The 17,255-nt window shown below is 64.7% G+C and carries 12 protein-coding genes; 4 read left to right on the top strand and 8 right to left on the bottom strand.

Translation table 11 applies throughout. From position 1 onward, the window contains the following. Positions 1-229: 229 nt before the first annotated feature. Positions 230-2,887 carry a CHAT domain-containing protein gene (locus tag VFZ66_20110; GenBank protein HEX6291498.1) on the bottom strand — a complete coding sequence of 886 codons (2,658 nt, stop codon included), beginning with the start codon at positions 2,885-2,887 and terminating at the stop codon, positions 230-232. A gap of 372 nt (positions 2,888-3,259) precedes the next feature. Between VFZ66_20110 and VFZ66_20105 the strand changes: the two genes are divergently transcribed. From VFZ66_20105 to VFZ66_20090, 4 genes are all read left to right on the top strand, one after another. Continuing rightward, positions 3,260-5,422: a hypothetical protein gene (locus VFZ66_20105; GenBank protein ID HEX6291497.1), complete on the top strand. Its 2,163-nt coding sequence runs from the start codon at positions 3,260-3,262 to the stop codon at positions 5,420-5,422. 152 nt (positions 5,423-5,574) lie between these two features. Next, positions 5,575-5,835: a hypothetical protein gene (locus tag VFZ66_20100; GenBank protein HEX6291496.1), complete on the top strand. Its 261-nt coding sequence runs from the start codon at positions 5,575-5,577 to the stop codon at positions 5,833-5,835. 174 nt (positions 5,836-6,009) lie between these two features. Continuing rightward, positions 6,010-6,885, top strand: coding sequence for an alpha/beta hydrolase (locus VFZ66_20095; GenBank protein HEX6291495.1), 876 nt, complete (start codon positions 6,010-6,012; stop codon positions 6,883-6,885). Continuing rightward, entirely contained in the window at positions 6,866-7,648 is a 783-nt protein-coding gene (locus VFZ66_20090) for an alpha/beta hydrolase (GenBank protein HEX6291494.1), read from the top strand. Before VFZ66_20095 ends, VFZ66_20090 begins: the two co-directional genes overlap by 20 nt. A 179-nt stretch (positions 7,649-7,827) precedes the next feature. Here the strand turns inward: VFZ66_20090 and VFZ66_20085 are convergent, their stop codons facing one another. The 7 genes from VFZ66_20085 to VFZ66_20055 form a co-directional block, all read right to left on the bottom strand. Further along, positions 7,828-8,337, bottom strand: a complete 510-nt coding sequence (locus VFZ66_20085) for a DinB family protein (protein ID HEX6291493.1) — start codon at positions 8,335-8,337, stop codon at positions 7,828-7,830. Positions 8,338-8,383: 46 nt separating this feature from the next. Next, the gene (locus VFZ66_20080) at positions 8,384-9,052 is read right to left on the bottom strand and encodes a class I SAM-dependent methyltransferase (GenBank protein ID HEX6291492.1); all 669 of its coding nucleotides are present in this window, start codon (positions 9,050-9,052) and stop codon (positions 8,384-8,386) included. A 131-nt stretch (positions 9,053-9,183) separates the two neighbouring features. Beyond that, on the bottom strand, positions 9,184-9,594 hold the full coding sequence (locus tag VFZ66_20075) for a hypothetical protein (protein HEX6291491.1): 411 nt from the start codon (positions 9,592-9,594) through the stop codon (positions 9,184-9,186). Next, on the bottom strand, positions 9,591-10,871 hold the full coding sequence (locus tag VFZ66_20070) for an MFS transporter (GenBank protein HEX6291490.1): 1,281 nt from the start codon (positions 10,869-10,871) through the stop codon (positions 9,591-9,593). Before VFZ66_20070 ends, VFZ66_20075 begins: the two co-directional genes overlap by 4 nt. 82 nt (positions 10,872-10,953) lie before the next feature. Next, complete coding sequence (mgsA, locus tag VFZ66_20065; GenBank protein ID HEX6291489.1) at positions 10,954-11,367, bottom strand: methylglyoxal synthase; 414 nt, start codon at positions 11,365-11,367, stop codon at positions 10,954-10,956. Positions 11,368-11,478: 111 nt separating this feature from the next. After that, positions 11,479-14,196: a tetratricopeptide repeat-containing protein gene (locus tag VFZ66_20060; protein HEX6291488.1), complete on the bottom strand. Its 2,718-nt coding sequence runs from the start codon at positions 14,194-14,196 to the stop codon at positions 11,479-11,481. A gap of 19 nt (positions 14,197-14,215) precedes the next feature. Continuing rightward, on the bottom strand, positions 14,216-17,158 hold the full coding sequence (locus VFZ66_20055) for an O-antigen ligase family protein (GenBank protein HEX6291487.1): 2,943 nt from the start codon (positions 17,156-17,158) through the stop codon (positions 14,216-14,218). Positions 17,159-17,255: the final 97 nt, after the last annotated feature.

Raw genomic sequence — 17,255 nt, 5'->3', positions numbered from 1 at the left:
ATACCCCTTTCCAGCGTGGGTGGCAGTTATCGTACATGGCCTGCGGTCTATCTCGACCGAACGATCACTCAACGGATGCTCTTTCGCCATAGAGCCTTCCTCTGGTGGAATGATGTACAGGACGTATCAGACGGACGCTGCGGTATCCCTCCTTTCGCCATCGCGGCGATGATGACAGATCTCAGCGCCGCGTGCCAGGCCACGGGCCTGGCACGCGCGAATCGTCGCATCAGTCTGGACGACCGATCAGCATAAAGGGCGCCCAGTAGAACGGATCGGCATACAGGCGCTCATCGCCCGATTGCTGCGCGATGCCCTTGATCTCTTCCAGCATCGTCGTATACTCGGCGTTCTCGGTACACCAGCGCTCGACCGTCGCGGCCAGCTCGTGCCCGGTCAACTCACGCACGGCCACCTGCGCATCACGCAGCGCCGCCGCCGCCGAGCGCCCCCGGCGTAGATCGGTGTAGAAGCGCTCCATCACCAGCAGCGCGACCAGATCGTTGGCCTCCCACAGCGTACAGACCACCGCGGGCGCTCCCGCGTACAGGAGCGCGCGCTGGAGGCCCAGCAGCTCATCGCCGGGAACCACGTGGCTCAGGCCGCTCGTGCAGGCGCTCAGCGTCACCAGATCGGCTTCCAGATCCAGGCGGCTGATGATCGTGCGGGCCGTCAGCGCATCGTCCGCGCCCAGGTGCAGCTCCGAGGCCGGTGGGTCCTGCGGCTTGTAGACCGCATGGCCCGCGATATGCAGCCAGCGCACCCGATGCGCCTCGGCGATCAGCCGCTCGCTCTTGGCCTCAGGTCCGATCCAGGCTTCGCCGTCCATCAGCCGCGCGACGGAGCGCGCCTCGGCCTCGGCGTAGTTCAGCGCGCGCTCGCCCACGTCGTTGTAGCCGAGCGCCAGGAAGTCGGTCGCCTGGCTGTGTGGACGATTCAAGCAGTTGTGCAGCAGGATCGTCGCGCTCGGTGCCATCGCGATTGCCGGGCCGTCGCGATCCAGCAGGTGATGGCCGCTCTCGGAGCGCAGCGCCATAAACGGCACGTAGTGCAGCGGCCCGTGCGGGATCAGATAGAGCTGGCTGCGGTCGCGCAGCAGATGTTGCACCGGCTCGATCAAACTCTTGGCGAGCGAGGTCAGCAGCCGGGGCAGCAGCAGCCGACGGCCCGGCCCCGGATCGTTGGGCATGGGGCGCAGCGAGTTCGGATCGAGCGGCGTGCGATGCACCTCGAAGCCGTCGCGGGTCAGCGCGAAGAGCACGACCTCCGGCGGAAACGCCAGGTGTGCGCGCAGCCGGGTGTTGTCGGCGGGCAGCTTGTTGATCAGGTGCTCGCCGCGCGGCACCACGCCGATCGTGAAGTACTCGATCAGCAGCGCGCGCTCCGGCAGCCGCGCCTGCACATCGGGGAGCGTCGCCACGGGCTGATCCAGTTCGGCGTAGAGCGTGGGCGACTTCTTGGCGAGCGTGTCGAGAAAGGCGCGCGAGCGGGCGCGCTCGACGTAGGCAAAGGCCTCGGCGAAGTGGCCGCGCTCCAGGCAGAGCAGCACCATCGCCTCGTAGACCTGCTGGGTCGTGCCCAGGATGCCGATCTTGATCTCCTCGCCCTCGGTATCGCCGCGCAGCGCCTCGATGCCCTGGATCGCCTTGCGATACGACATCTCCGCCGCGTCGAGACGGCCCTGCGCTTTGAAGACGTTGCCGACGCGATAGTAGATCAGGCTGAGCCAGTGCTTGTTGCGCAGATGCGTCGCCAGGTCGATCGCCTGGGCGTAGGCGGTCTGCGCCTCGGCCCAGCGGTCCTGGGTCTGGTACAAAAAGCCGAGCTGCGTGTAGGTATCGAGCGCCACCGCCGGATCGGCATAGTCCGACGAGCGGGCGATCTCCAGCGCGCGACGGTACGCCGACTCGCTGGCTTCTTCCTCGCCGAGCATGTGATGGAGAAAGCCCTGGCACCAGTACAGGTTCGCCAGCCGCGCGATAATACCCAGCTTCTCGTAGAGCTTGATCGTTTCCTGAAAGTGGTTCTGCGCCACATGCCAGCGTCCCAGGCCCATCGCAAAGTTGCCGATGGCGATCAGCGCGTCGGCGGTGCGCGACGAATCGTGCAGTTCGCGGAAGATCGCCAAGCTCTGCGAGGCGTAGTCCAGCGCCTGCTCGTGATAGTTCAGCTCGGCATAGACCCAGCTCATGTTGAGCAGCGCGACGCCCTGGTAGAGCAGATTGTCGGTTTCCGAGGCGACATCATGGAGCTGCTGGTAGAGCGCCAGCGCCCGATCGTAGCGCGTCTGGTACCACTGAGCCTGCGCCAGCGCATTCAGCGTATGGATGCGGGCGTAGGTATCCAACTCCGGCTGCGCCAGCAGGTCGGTCAAGATCGTCTCGCCCTCGTCATAGCGCTGGGTGCGCACCGCGACGTAGCCCTCGTAGAGCGCCAGCCGTTGCAGATGGTGGGTGAGGCGCGGACGAGCCGCGCGCACGGTAGCGACGTAGTTGGTGATGGTGCGCCATTCTTTGCGCGGCAGCAGGTGAAAAAATGCCTCGCCGAGATGGTGCAGACACTCCTCGGCATCGAGATCGTGCTGCTCGGCGGGACCTGCCTGTGCCATGCGCTGCAAAAAGTACTCAAGCGCATAGGTGTGCAGGGTCAGCTCTTCGTGTGGACGTGTCGCGCGCAGGAGCGCCAGCGCATCCGCCTGCACCTCCGCTCGCAGCCGGTACGTGCCCGGACATTCTGCGAGGGCAACGACGGCATCGCTTGCGATCAGGGCCGTCCATTGTTCTGGTGTGCATCCGCTCATGGTCATCAGCGCATCGCGATCGAAGCGGCGGAGAATCGCGCAGAACGTAAGGAGCGGGAACTCATTAGATTCGATTTCGTGGAGCACAGATAGCACTTCCTGTATAGCCAGCGTGCCTACTGTATGACGCCGGGGGTCTGCGTGTACGAATACTGCGCCGCGGGATGCGAACAAGTGACGTATAAACTAGCCCTTAATTGTGTTATTGTCAATGGCTAAAGGCCCTTAATTTGGCAGACTTGATCACCTGTGATACCTTGAATAGACCTACTACCGATTGTCCGCTTCGCGGCAAGCTCCGATCGGAAGGTCATCAAGTGGTTATATAGTGTATCACCTCGACGCCTTAAGCGCGAAGGATCGCGCATCTGTTCATACCTGATTCGTTTGTGCCGATGTGCGCTAAGCTTTTGCTCCCCAGGCCCATCAATTGTCGGCGACCAGTCAAGGAGGAAGGGAATGAATACACGTCCTGAGCGGATCATCTTCAACGCCTGTCCAAGCCACGCCTCGCAGACGGGCGACTCCGCCGTGTATCTACGCTCGAACGATCCGGTGATTCAACTGGAGGTTGCGCCGTACCAGCCCAACGACGTACCGCAGCGCGTCGAGCCTCAGCGTGAGGAGCTGGAGCGGCTTCAGCGCCAGGGCACGATCAAGTTCGAAGATCTCGTGTTCGGCAATGCGCTTGACTGGCCGTTCTACGAGTACAAAGTGACCAATCTTTCCAAGCTCAAGCCGGGGCCGGAAGCGCCGTCGACTCCGGCGGAGGTGTGGGGCACAGCGCCATCTCAGCCGGTGCCCGACGGCTCCGAGATCGCAGCGACCGACGGCCATCATCCCTACGCCTACTCCTGCCTCTTCAGCGTGATCGTGGCGCTGGAGTGGGAGGCGACGCCGGAGTATATCGAGCAGCTCAAGTGGGCGTTTCGCAGCGCATCCGATTTCCTCTACGATGTCACCGACGGCTATTTTGCGTTCGGCCAGATTGTGATCGGCGGGCCGGAGCTGATGAGCTGCGCCGATGTGCAGGTGATGGCCTCTAACCGTCTGCTGCCGCGCTCCTGGGTCAGCGGCCTCCACGAGTCGCTGAAGTACATGCCGATCCGCGTCGGGCGCGGCGTGTGGCACAAAAACAATCGCGTGTCGATCCCGTGGGACGAGCCGGAGGCGTTTCGCACGCTGGTGCATGAGTGGGCGCACTATGGCCTGGAGCTGCGCGACGCCTACCTGGAGACGCACCATGTCGCTCCGGCCAGCAGCAATCACGCCCACAGCGCGGCGAATGTCCTGGTGCGCGGCACGTATCCGGTGGTGATTCCGCAGATCAGCATCACCGCCGAGTCGATCATGGCCTCGCTGGAGGGCACGAGCGAGCTGGTGCCGCGTATGACGCCGAAAGGACCGTGGCACGACGAGACGCCCTGGGAGCTGATCAAGCGCAAGAATCGCTACAAGTTTTTGGATCTCGATCCCCACCGTCAGCCGCTGCAAGGGCCGGGTCGCGTGCCGGTGCCGCTGCCAACCTGCCACGTGGTCGGCTCGCTGGCAGACGATCGGCCTGGGAAAATGCCAGCCGAGGCGGTTCTTAAAGATTTTCCCAAAGACGTGCAGTTCGATCATTGCTGGGTCTATGTGATCAAGGGCAACCCGACGAATCCACAAAACCTGATCGCCCAGGGCTCGATCGACTCGCGGGCCGAGGAGTACGGCTTCCGGCTGCTGGGCGTCGCGGCTCAGGATACGGTCGTGCTGATCGGCAGGGATTACGGCGACCGAGCGGTTGTGGTCAGCGGCACGATCGCGGAGATCAGGTCCATGCCGGGCGGTGATGCCGAGGTATGCATTCAGCAGTGGCTCGACGCCACGCCCGATCACTTCCCGATGATCGATATTGTTCCCAGCTTCGATCTGCTGCCTGACGATCAACTGGCTGAGATCAAGGTGCGCATCGAGGGCCAGTACGATCGACCGGCGTGGGTCTTTCCACTCGGCGTGGGCGGTCGGCTGCAAATCCAGCCCGACACATTTCTGGATGTTCCCACGCTCGATGGACATGTGCTTGTCATCTGGGAGCAGGGCCGCAAGGTGGCAATCAGCTCGTTCTCGCAGGGCGGCAATCCGCAGACCGGCACGCCGACCGGCGGCCCGCCGATCACGGCAGGCTCGTCAGAGGGCAACAGCATGCTGTTCTTCGCCGATAAGAACCAGATCCGCGACTACAGCAACACCAAGGTGGTGACAACGCTGGTGCATGTCGACTCTTCACTGGACACGCTGCCCGATGGCGCGCAGGCGCGCAGCTATGCCTTTAGCCTGGCCTGCAACACGCCGCTGCCGACCGAGATCGATCCAACGCTGATCCTGTACTTCGATCGCGAGTCGGCGGCTGAGGGCGGCGATCTGGTCGTCTACCGGCAGGAGAGCCTGGACGGAAAGACCTGGAAGCCGGTGCTGACCTACAAGCCCAAGAATTCGTTCTTTGTTGCCGCGCCGCTGAACGTCGAGAGCGCCAGCCGCTTGGTCGCCACTAATCCGCCTGTGCGGGTCGAGCGCTACCGGCTCTACTGGAAGCCTCGTAACGCTCATTCGACCAATGGGCAGCCCAACCTGCTGGAGTAGCCAGGCCCGCGCATCCAGCTTGGTCTAGGCTCCGGCTCGCTGACGGTACGGCCTGCTCCTTGCCGTCGGCTGTTGGGCTGCCTCAACCGGCGTAGCGTGGCGCGCGACGTGATGTACAATATCCGCCTTGTGCTCTACAAAGAGCTTGCACGATGATTCGGAAGGTCATGTCGCAGCATCGCAATAGCTGGCGCGTCACGGCGGCGCTGTTTGCCCTGACGGGCATCGTCGAGTCGTTCGCGTTTGGACATTTGAACGCATTTACGCCCCCGTATCTGGAGCAGCTTGGCGCGCTGCTGTCGCCGCTCGGCATGCTGGCGATCTTCAGCCTCGCAGCCGCGCTCTCAGTCGTCGGCTTCGGCGCGACGCTGCTGCTCGATGTCGAGCGGCAGGCGGCATCCTCCGGCGCGTGAGCAGGCGTGCCTGATCCGCGAGAAACACCTTCTGGCAGCGATCGGTGTGGATCTGGCGGCGACGAATGGCTTATACTCCGCGCCATGAGCCGGATCGACACGATCGGCGCCTGCTTCGATCCTGGCGTGCAGTTTGCTGAAAGAGGCCAGCAGCGGAGTGATGAGGCGGATGCGATGATGAAACGAGCAACAGCGCAGTGGCAGCCGACCGAGGCGGTGCTGCCGGGGCTGGATCTGCATTATCTTGAGGCGGGCGCTGGGCATCCGGTGGTCCTGCTTCACGGCTGGGCGGCGTTCAAAGAGATCTGGTGGGGCACGCTGCGGGCCATCGAGCCGCGCTACCACGGGATCGCGCCGGAGTGGCCGGGCCACGGCCGCTCGCGGCCACTTGAGCGAGTCCGGCTGATTGATCTGGCGCATCTGGTCGTGCATGCCTGCGATGTGCTGCGATTGGAGCGTATTACCGTCGTCGGGCACTCGATGGGCGGCAGAGTCGCGGCGCTGCTGGCGCTGCTGCATCCCGATCTGGTGGCGCGGCTGGTACTGGTAGACGCCGCGCTCGATCCGGCGCATATCGCGCCATTCGGCAGGCGGATGCTTGAGCTGCGCGACATCGAGCGGACGATTGCGCTCAGCCGCCGCCTGGGTCATGGCCTGGGACGGCTGCTACGGCCAGCGCCGCACGATCACCGGGGCGGCCTGATCCGGCCTTTCCTGCGTCGCGCCTACTACACCGCGCTGGCAAATCCGCAGATGTTGCATCAGTATGCGATGGGATTGTACGAAGAATCGCTCGACGATCGGCTGGCGGAGATCACACAGCCGACGCTGGTGCTCAGCGGCGAGCGCGATCCGCTGGTGCTGCCGCGCCAGGCTCGTCGGGCGGCGGAGCTGATCCCCAACGCGCGGCTGCATCTGATCCCGCGCGCGCTGCATACGCCAATGGACGATCGACCGGCTGCCTTTCACCGTGCATTGCTCGATTTTCTCGACAGCGTGCCGCCCGCGCAGGCAGCGTCCGTGACCGCCGATGCAGCAGCAGCCCTCTAAATTCGCGGCGGTCGTCGCCGCGCTGCCCGGCCCGCCGCCGGTTCGCATGAGCGTGCTCGACACCGGGGAGCCGCTCGATCGGCGGCAGACGCTACTGTGCATTCATGGCGTGGGCGGGATGAAAGAGCAGTGGATGCCGCAGATCGAACATTTCGCGGCTCGCTATCGCGTTGTCGCGCCCGACCTGCGCGGGCACAGCGCGACTCCCGACACGGCGGGGCCGTACTCGATGCGGCGGATCGTCGACGACCTGCGGCAACTGATCGGCGCGCGGCAGATGCTCACGCCCGTGGTGCTGCTATCGCACTCGTACGGCGGCGCGATTGCGCTGGAGCTGGCACGCTCGCATCCCGATCTGGTTTCGCATGTGGTGCTGATCGGCGTGGCGGCGGCGTTCAACTATGGGCGGCTGTTCAGGCTCGCGACGATCGCTCCGGTGCCGGGTGCCATCCTCGAATGGGCGCGGCGTAGATTCTTCGCGCGGCGCTTCCACGCCTCCGCTCAGGTGATGCGCGCGCTGATGGCGCAGGCGCTTCTGCCCTGGCGTGGCTGGGAGCATCTGGCGGAGATCCGGCAGCCGGTGCTAGCAATCGCGGGCAAGCTCGACGTGGTCGCGCCGCCGCAGGCGGTTGCCCGCATGGTGCGCGAGCTGCCCAATGCGCGGCTGCGCGTGGTGCTGCGGGTCAAACACAAGATCCACTTGCAGCGTCCGGCTGCGGTCAACCGGCTGATCGAGGAGTTTCTGGCGGAGGCTGAGGCTTAAGGGCGCGGTAGTTCCAAGTTCCAAGTTCAGGCCCTCACCCCGGGCCCAGAGGGCACCCGCCCTCTCCTATGCTGAAAGCCATGGGAGAGGGGGAGCGGCGAATGCTGTTGTTCCGTTGTTCCGTTGTTCGCTTGTTCTGTTGTTCCGTTGTTCTTTGTTCTTTGTTCTTTCGTCTGCTACTACCACGGCCAGGGCTGGCCAGCCTGCTCCGAAAAATACACGATGATGTCCATATTCGCGAGTGGATGGCCGAGCGCTCCGAGCATGATCGCCAGCTCGCCGCGATGGTGGGCCGCGTGCATCACGGCCTGCATCAGCAGTTGCCAGGGCGAAAACTGAAACATCTGGTCGCGCATCTGCACCGTCAGCACGCGGCCTAGCTCGTCGTCGCCGCTAGTGGCGAGGTAGGCGTCGCGCTCCTGGTGCAGCGCGTGCCAGGCCGCGCGCAGCTCGGCGATCGTCGCCGGCACGATCGGCTCGAACGGGCGCTGCTGGCACTTCGCCAGAAAATAGCCCTCGGTGAGGAAGATATGCTGCACCAGCTTGCGGATCGACGTGTAGTTTGGGCTGACGACCTCGTCGTACTGCTCGGCGCTCAGTTGCGCAGCCGTGTCAAGCAGCAGGTCGTTGGCGTGGGCGTTGTAGCCGTAGATCACCTGCAAGCTGCGCCGATCGATCGCTGCGTTCATGCCTCGCTCTCCTGATACATCGCTGAACTGGCCGGTCATCTGCTGCTCAGCCCATTCGTCCGGCGACGATCACATGTCGATCCGTCACCGGCCTGACCGTGAAATGATCCAGCCCTGCGGTCTGCAACTGGGCTTCGATCTCGGCGGGCGTGAATGCGGCCAGCAGCGAGTTATAGAAATCGCGCTTGAACACCTCAGGATCGCTGGTGGCGTGCTTCTCCACCAGCGCCCACGCGGCATCAGCCGTCGCGGGACGGCGCAGGTCCATGATGAAGACACGCGCTCCCGGCGCGGCATACTGGCGCACGGCCTGCCAGAGCACCTGCGGATCATGCAGATGATGCAGCAGGCTGTTGCTGATCACCACGTCGTAGTGGACGCGCGGCAGCGTCGCGCCCGGCAGCATACCCTGGATCAGCGCTACTCGATCGCGCAGCGCGGCATCCTGAGCGAAGAGCTCGCGTCCGTAGCGCAGCATCGACTCGGAGCCGTCCAGGCCGTGCAGGATGCAGTTGGGAAAGGCCAGGGCAAAGCGGCGGGTGATGTCGCCGGGGCCGCAGCCGAGATCGAGCACGTAGCCGGTGACATCCTCGCCCGGAAACGTTTGGTGGAAGAAGGTAATAACGTTCTGGTGCGCCTCGCCGAAGTCGATCCCGGCGTAGGCGCGCGCCTGCTCGTCGTCGTCCATCAGCTCAGGCTCGACAACGCGGTCCATGTGCTCTCCTTTCTGTGCTGGGTTCCGAGTTTCCAGTTTCAAGTTCCGCGTTCAAGGTTTCATTTTGTTCTCGGTTCTCCTTAGTTCTTGGCGCTTAGTTCTTGGTTCTTGGTTCTCCGTCAGGCGAGCGGCTAGAAGACCTCCGCGCCGTACTCGGATAGCTCATCGGCGTAGCGCTCAACGTCGGCGGTTGTTTTGAGCTTGTCGATCTTGCTCAGCAGCAGCTTTTTGTTGGCTTCGCCCGACAGCAGCGCGCGCTCGATGTACTGGCGCAGATACAGCCTGATCAGATCGATCTGCTCCGCCGATAGCTTCTCGCCGTTCATGTAGGCGTCGACGGCCTCGTTGAGCGCGCCGGTCGTTTCTTCCATCCAGAAGCGCGGCGGCGTAGCGACCTTGAACGGGTAGGGATACTCAGGGTTGGGCACGAAGACCAGCGGGCCGATCTGCTCGGCGTCGGGCGGCAGCGCGCCGGGCGTGGCGCTGCTCTGTGTCGTTTCCGGCTGCTCGGCGTTGGTCTGCGGTTCGTCGGTGTAGCTCATGAGGGTACTCCTCCAGCTTCAAGCTCTACGGGCGTGTCCTGGTAGTTGCGTAGCTGTGGCACGTGCAGCGCGACGATCAGGACGGCCAGCACACAGGCTACGCCGCCGGTCCAGACCGAGACGGACGCGCCCAGCAGCCGCGCGACGACGCCTGCCTCGATCTCACCAAGCTGCGGGCCACCGGCGAAGAAGATCTGGTTGACCGAAACCATCCGCCCGCGCAGCTCGTCGGGCGTGAGGTTCTGGCGCAGTGTGTTGCGAATGACCATGCTGACCGTATCCGACGCGCCGATACCGGCCAGCATCAGGCACGACAGTACGAACGAGGTCGAGATGCCAAAGATCGCCGTGCAGATGCCGTAGATCGCCACCGACCATAGGATCACCGGGCCTTGCCGCCGCACGTTGCCGATGCGCGCCATCAACAGGCCGGTGACGACCGCGCCCGCCGACGGCGCGGCGTAGAGCAGCCCCAGGCCGCGCTCGTCCACCAGCAAAATATCTCTGGCAAAGACCGGCAGGAGCGTCATCGCGCCCGCGAAAAAGGTTGCGATAAAGTCCAGCCCCATCGTCCAGAAGAGGATCGGCGTGCCGCGCACAAAGCGCAGCCCTTCGAGCGCCGCGCCCAGCGAGACGTTGCGCTTCTCGGTGATCACGTGCCGGGTGCGCATCAGCAGCAGCGAGACGATCACCGCGCCGAACGAGAGCGCGTCGATGGCATAGACCACGTCGGCATCTTTGCGCCAGGCCAGCAGCAGCCCCGCAATGGTCGGCCCGACGATCGTGGCGATCTGCCAGGCGATGATGTTGAGGCTGAGCGCGTTGGTCAGGTGCTCGCGCGGCACCAGGCTGGGGATCAGCGCCTGCCGCGCCGGAAGATCGAAGGTGTTGGCAGTGGAGCTGAGCAGGATCGTCGCGTAGATCAGCGCTGTCGTCGCCATGCCGAGATAGGTCGTCACGGCCAGCATCGCCGCCAGCAGCATCGCGGTGGTCTGGCTGAAGAGCATCAGCTTGCGCCGGTCGAAGGCGTCGGCCAGCACGCCGCTGCCCAGCGAAAACGTCAGCAGCGGGATGATCCGAAAGAGTCCGATCAGGCCAAGCGAGAGCGGATTGTTCGTCAGCTTGTAGAGCTGCCAACTGATCGCGACGATCGTCATCTGCGTTCCGGCCTGCGAGACGAGTTGCCCGAACCAGAGCAGCCGGAAATCGCGGTGGCGCAGCGCGACGAACGACGATTGCCGCGCGCCGCGTTGGTTGGAGGGTGTTTTGATTGACATAAGAATGTTTGAATCGGCACTACAGCGTGGTCCTGGCGTTGCGTGCAACAGGCGGCGGGAACGCTGCGCCGATCATCGTATCCTACTTTTCTATGGTTGGCGCTGCCAGATCGCGCACGATCAGCTCCGCCGTCGCCAGATTGGTGCCCAGCGGCACGTTATGGACGTTGCAAACCCGCAGCAGGCTTTGAATATCCGGCTCGTGCGGGTGGGCGTAGAGCGGATCGACCAGAAAGATCACCGCCTCGACCTCGCCCAGCGCCACCCGCGCGGCGATCTGGGTGTCGCCGCCGAGCGGACCCGACAGATAGCGCGTGACGGGTAGGCCGGTCGCCTCGTGGATGCGCTGGCCGGTGGTGCCCGTCGCGATCAGCTCGAAGTGGCGCAGCGTCTCGCGGTGGCGCTGGCAGAACGCCTGCATCTCGTCCTTCCTGCGGTCATGCGCGATCAGCGCGAGCGTCCGTGGATGTTGCTGAGCCGGTTGATCGATGGTCATGAGCTACTCACTTGTGCGTTGCCCGCCAGGCGGGACCGGCTGCATTATAGCAAATCGCGTCGGGTCGGCGCTGCCGCACAAGTGCTGAAGACTGGGCAGGTGGCACGGCAGCTACGAGCCATGCAGCGACGAAGGGCTTTCGTTCTCCTGGCGCTGAAACGCTGCGAGGCTGCCAAGCTTCAGAAACCAGCGGTCGAAAATGTGGAGCTGGATGCGGATGACGATCCATCCCAGCAGGCACATACCAATACCGATCGCGATCCGCAGCAGCGTCTCGCGCCAGTGAATGACACGTGCAGCATTTTTACCAAGGAAATAGGTGACAAGCGCGGTAAGCGTCGCCGCCAGAAGCCACGCGCTGATCAAGCCAAGCGTGATCGCGGGCACAACCTGATAGCGGGCCAGATCGAAGGCGAAGTAGGCCCAGATCGCCAGCGCGGCCAATCCAAGCGCCAGCACGCCCGTCACGATTCGCAGCGGCAGCAGCAGGTTCCAGGTCTTGAAGGCCACCTGGTTGCTGACGCTCAGCAATCGATTCAGCCATTGATACGCCTGGCCGCTGCCTTTCATGCCCGACTCGACCGCCAGGAACTTCCACGCGACCGGCGCGGCGGTCGGTGTAAAGCCCTGGATCGGCTGTCCATGCTCGAAGGCATACTCGGTCATACGGTAGGCGCTCGTCATCAAGGTGTACGCCTCGACATCCGAAAACGAGTCGAGGTCGGTCCGAATAGCAGCCAATCGCTGCTGGATCGGCCTGGCAATGCCGTAGCACGTCTGGTCCGCGTTCTGGCTCGCGACGCGACCGTCGGTGGGAACATCGTACGGATCGCGACAGTCCACCCAGTCGATCGGCACGCCATCGAAATCCTCTTTGAGATGGATGAACATAAACCCGCGAAGCAGGGCCGAGCGACGACGAGCTTTCAGATCGCTGTATTCCGCCTCGCGCACGCGCGCCTGCAAGATGCTGATGGTGCGCAGCGGCACGCCCAGCAGGCCATGACTGGGCACGTTTTGCGACTCCATCTGGCCGCTGCCGTCGCTGGTCAGCACGACGGTACAGTTTTCTTCAAGCAGACCGGTAACGCCCTGGTTATCGCACACGCCGCCATCGACCAGCCGCACGACGCGGTCGGGGTAGAGCTTGTCGAGCGCGAGCGGCTCGAAAAGGCCGGGCACGCACGCTGAGGCCGCGACGGCATGGCCCAGGCGCACAGACTTGTGCGGCTCAGGCGCTTCCCAGTAATACATGCGCCGGAGTTGATCGTTGCTGTCGATCTCGCTGTTTATGCTTGCGGGCGGCTCGCCCATCCACGATGCCGTGAACTGCCAGTTATGGCCGGTGTTAAGTGTCGTGGCGTTGAGGATCAGGATCGGCACTTTCGCCGCGCGTCGCCAGTTGTGATACTTTGGATTGAAGTTGTCACGCTCGCCTACCGGCTTGATCAACAGATTGCTCAGCCAGCGCGCCTGATTGCCCTCGCCGTCCGCGACGCGCGAGAAAATTTCGCGCTCGTAGAGTTCGCCCACGCGCTGCGTGCTTGAGTAGTGGAGGCGAAACAGCATCATCAGGTTGGTCAAAAACTCCGCGCCGACACGCATACGAATATTGCGCTGCACGCCCGTGACAAACTGCCGCTCGATCCGCGCGACGAGGTCGATGTAGTCCTGCCGGGTAATCTCGTGATCGGCCTTCGATTGCAGCAGGTGCCGCACTTCGAGGTAGTAGTGCGCGCCGATGATCGAGCCGCCTGAGACACACGACAGCACCTCGACATGCCGCAGCAGGTCTAGCTCGGCAAGTTTTGCCAGCGTGCCAATGTGAAACAGCGACGCCCGAAAGCCGCCGCCCGACAAGGCCAGCCCGATCTTGCCGATGAACGCGCTGCGCACCGCAGCAGCGTCGTCGCCCAAAAACTGCTTGAGCGCGCGCCAGGGCGCTGAATCCTCGAAGCCCTGGTCTGAAAGCGCAGGATCGGCCTGCAAGATCGCGATCGTCGCAAGCTGATGCACCGTCGCCTGGTATTGCCATTCGGGTGTGTGCGGCACGGCGGCCCTGCCACGCTCCAGCCAGGCGACGGCATCGTCGTAGTGTCCAATCCCAAACAGCGCCTCGGCAAGCGTGCTATACAGTTCCCAGGTCGTAGCCATGCGTGCGTACTCCGGCTGTTCGATCAAAGGAGCGACGCTGCGCACAATATCGTCGCGGATACGGCTGGCCTCGGCGCGGCGCTGCTCGGCTTGCGATGCGATGCCGTCGGCTTGCAGCATGCCCGCCGCTTCCTCGTGCGCCAGCAGGTCCAGAATGAAAGCAGCGTTGATTCCGGTGTATCCCTGATCGTTGGCCGGGCCTTGAGCATAGCCGCGCAGGTAATAGTGGAGCGCTCGCTCAAGATACTGCCGCTGGGTATCGGCCTCCCATTTGTGCTGGTAGATGTCGCCAGCCAGCCCTAGCGTTTCCTGATTCGTCGTCGTCTCAAGGTCTTCTACCTGGCACAGGATGTCGAGCGCCAGGTCGCAGCGATCGTCGGGTGGTAGGTCGGCGTCTTGATAGGTACACAGCGCAGACGTTTGATAGATTTCGAGGCGCAGCGCCGGATGTCGGCTCAGGGTGGGTAGCGCCCGCACCCGATCGAGCACCCGGCGGGCGTATCCGAAGCTGTTCTCGGCGATAAGGTGCCTGGCCTGCGCCAGCATCTCGCCGGGATCGAACGTGCTTTGGTGCAGCATGTCGGCTGCCAGCATTCGAGCAGTAGCTTTGTTCGGTGCGGTGGGGGTGGCGGGCGGGCGGGCGGTTCTGAAGCGCTCAAGGAGGTTGTTCAACACGTTGTTGCTCCCGCTAGGTTTAGTCACGATGAGGCGGTGCCGATCGGTGCGCGGTCAGCGTGTCTGCAAGGCCCAGCATCAGCCAGAAGCTCAAGGCCAGGTCGGGCACGAAGTAGAAGTTGTCCACCAGTCCATGTGTCAGGGCCGCGCCCATCGCGGCGATCAGGCCAAGCATCAGCGCGCCGTCGTCGCCGGGCAGCGCGATCAGCCACCGACCCTGCCGGAAGAAGTGTATCACGAGCCAGGCCATCGCGATCAGGCCGAGCGGACCTGTGCGCACTAGCAGATCGAGGAGCAGGTTGTGGGGATGCGAGGCATACTGCTCGTTGGTCGCGCGCGCCGCCGGATCGATGTAGCGCGCGCCAAACTCCGGCGCGGTGCGGTAGTGATAGAACTGATCCAGACCAACGCCGGTCAGCGGGCGATCCCGCGCCATCCGCAGCGCCGAGGTCCAGAGCTCGACGCGCGCGCCGGAGGAGCCGCCCAGCGGATTCAGCCGCTCGATGCCCAGCGCCAGGCCCAGCAGCAGCACGCCTGCCGCGCCGAGCGATGCAACGGCCAGCAGCAGCACCCCAAGCGCATGGCCGCGCCGCCATAGCAGCAGGCCCAGCAGCAGCAGCGCGACGAACGTGCCCAAAAACGCGCCCTTGGAGAAGGTCGCGCCGAGCGCCGCCAGACAGAGCAGCGCGCCGCCCAGCAGCCACGCCCGCCGATCGAGGATGCGCAGCCAGCGACCATGCAGCGCGATGCCCGGCAGCGCCAGCGCTGCCCACACGGGCCACACACGGTCGAGCGCCAGCGCAAGATTGTTCGGATGGCAGTAGACCGAGCTGATCCGCCGCAAGCCGCCCTCGGCCAGCACCACGCGCTCGCTGAAGCACTGGCCTTGCGGCAGCAGCGCCGCCAGATCGATCCCGCCAAGCTGCAACAGGCCGATCGCCGCGACGACCGCGCCGGTGATCAGCCAGGCCCAGATCAGCCGCCAGCGCTGCTGCGGAGCGACCGCCCAGTAGCGTACCAGCCCGTAGAACAGCAGCGGCTCGACGATCAGCCAGCGCCACTCGCGCAGCGCCGCGCCCCGCGCAGCCGCGACGATCACGCCCAGTGTCCCGACGACCCCGAAGAGCAGGATCGGCCACAGCGGCGCGGCGAAGATCTTGCGGGGTTCGAGCGCCCGCCACGCACGCCGCCGTAGCAGAACGAGCGCGGTCCCCGCCACGACGCACAGCAGCACAAACTCGTGCGCGGGCATGAAGTAGCCCTCAGGCCGCGACAGGCCGAAGCGCTGATCCCACACGCCCTTGGGCGCAAGGTACAGCGGCACAGTGGCCGGGATGAAGAGCAGCGCCAGGTTGGGCCGCAGCAGCGCCAGCAGCAGGAAGATTCCGCCGCCCAGCGCGGTGATCGGAAGCTGGGCCGAGCCGAAGTAGAAGAGCAGCAGCGCCAGCGCTTGCAGCGCCAGCATCATCCGATCGCTGGGCAGCGGCAGCCGGTGCAGCCCGCCCGCGAGCTGCCCTCCGACCGCCCGCCGACGGGTACGGCTGCGCCGCTCCACATCCGCCGAGAGCGCCGCCAGCGCCGGAAGCAGCCACGCGCCCGCCGCGACCACCAGCCCAGCGCCGATGGCGGTCGCCGCCGTCGCCACCGGATTGCGCCGCGCCGCGTCGGGCTGCGCCTGGCCCGCCGTGGTCAGGTGGTCTTTGACGATGGTGTAGGCGGGCAGCGGGTTGAAGTCGAAGTCGACCAGTTGGAAGAAGGGTGTTGGATCGCTGGGATTGGGCGGCTCGCCACCCCAGCGGAACATCCAGATGCACATCGGCCCCATCCAGGGCCACTCCCGCTCCGCCCGCTGCATCGCCTGGACGAGATACGTGCCCTTCAGCTCTTCCGAAACGGGCTCGCCCCAGGTCAGCGCAGCGGGTCCGAGCGTCTTGGGCGCGCTGTTCCAGCCAAGCTCGCTGACCCAGATCGCCTTGCGCTCGTCGCCGTTGCGCACCATGATCTCGCGCAGCAGCACCACCCGCCCGACATCGGTCTTAGTGTCGATCGGATGCAGCGGCGAGTCGCCCGGCTTGATGTAGCGATGCTCGGTCGGTGGCTGGCCCAGGCCGTACAACTGCGCCGACATAATATCGAACAGCTCGCGGCCTCCAGCGTCGTACACGCCCTGCAAGTATGCAAGATCGTTGACGCCGTCGCCCCGTCCGTCCGTGGGCGAGAGCGCCGGGAAGAGGATCGCGGCGTCGGGATTGACCGCCTTGATCCGCGCGCGGACGAGCCGCAGCATCTCGACCAGCTCCGCCGGGTCCTGGCGGTGGTAGTTCCACTCGCCCGGCAGGTTCGGCTCGTTCCAGATCTGGAAGAAGCGCAGCCGCTCCCGGTAGCGCGCGGCCACCGTCGCGGCGAAGCCGCCGAAGTCGTCCAGGTTGTCGGGCGGGCCGGTGACGCGCCTGCCGTCGGCGGCGGCTGCCTGAACCTCAGGCGTGGCCCGGAAGCGCTCGCGCGCCCAGTCGGGCGGGCTGTCGAGCCGCACGATCAGCTCAAGGCCGTTACGCTCGGCCTGCTCGACGATGTAGTCATACTTGGCCCAGGCATCGGCGTCGGCGTGGCGGCAATCGCGGAAGTTGCCCTTGCCGCAGATCTCGATGTCTTCCCACGGAAACTGCACGCGCACCCAGTGCATACCAGCGGCGGCGATCATCTCAAACGTGCGCTTCACTTTGTTGTCGGGATCGACCGAGCCGTTGGGCTTGAAGATGACCTCCGCGTGCAGCAGATAGGCGTTGACGCCGCCGCGCGGCACGTCGGTGAAGGGAATCGGCGGGGCGGGGCGGGGCGTGACGCCGCGATTGGCGGCGTTGTCCCACCAGATGCTGCCCGCGAAGAGCAGCGCGGCACAGCCGAGCAGCAGCAGGCGCAGCCCGGCGCGAATGATGCTTGAACGTAGGGATGTAGCTCTCACGGCGATACTATAACAGACGGAACGGCGGTACCAGATGATGACTCGCTGAAAGGATAGGCCAAGATCGAACCATCTGCTGCCCGAAAATATGCCACAA

It is taken from the genome of Herpetosiphonaceae bacterium, assembly GCA_036374795.1.
GTDB lineage: Bacteria > Chloroflexota > Chloroflexia > Chloroflexales > Kallotenuaceae > LB3-1.
Note: the sequence above shows the minus strand (reverse complement) of the source record. Positions and strands in the feature narration are given on the sequence as shown.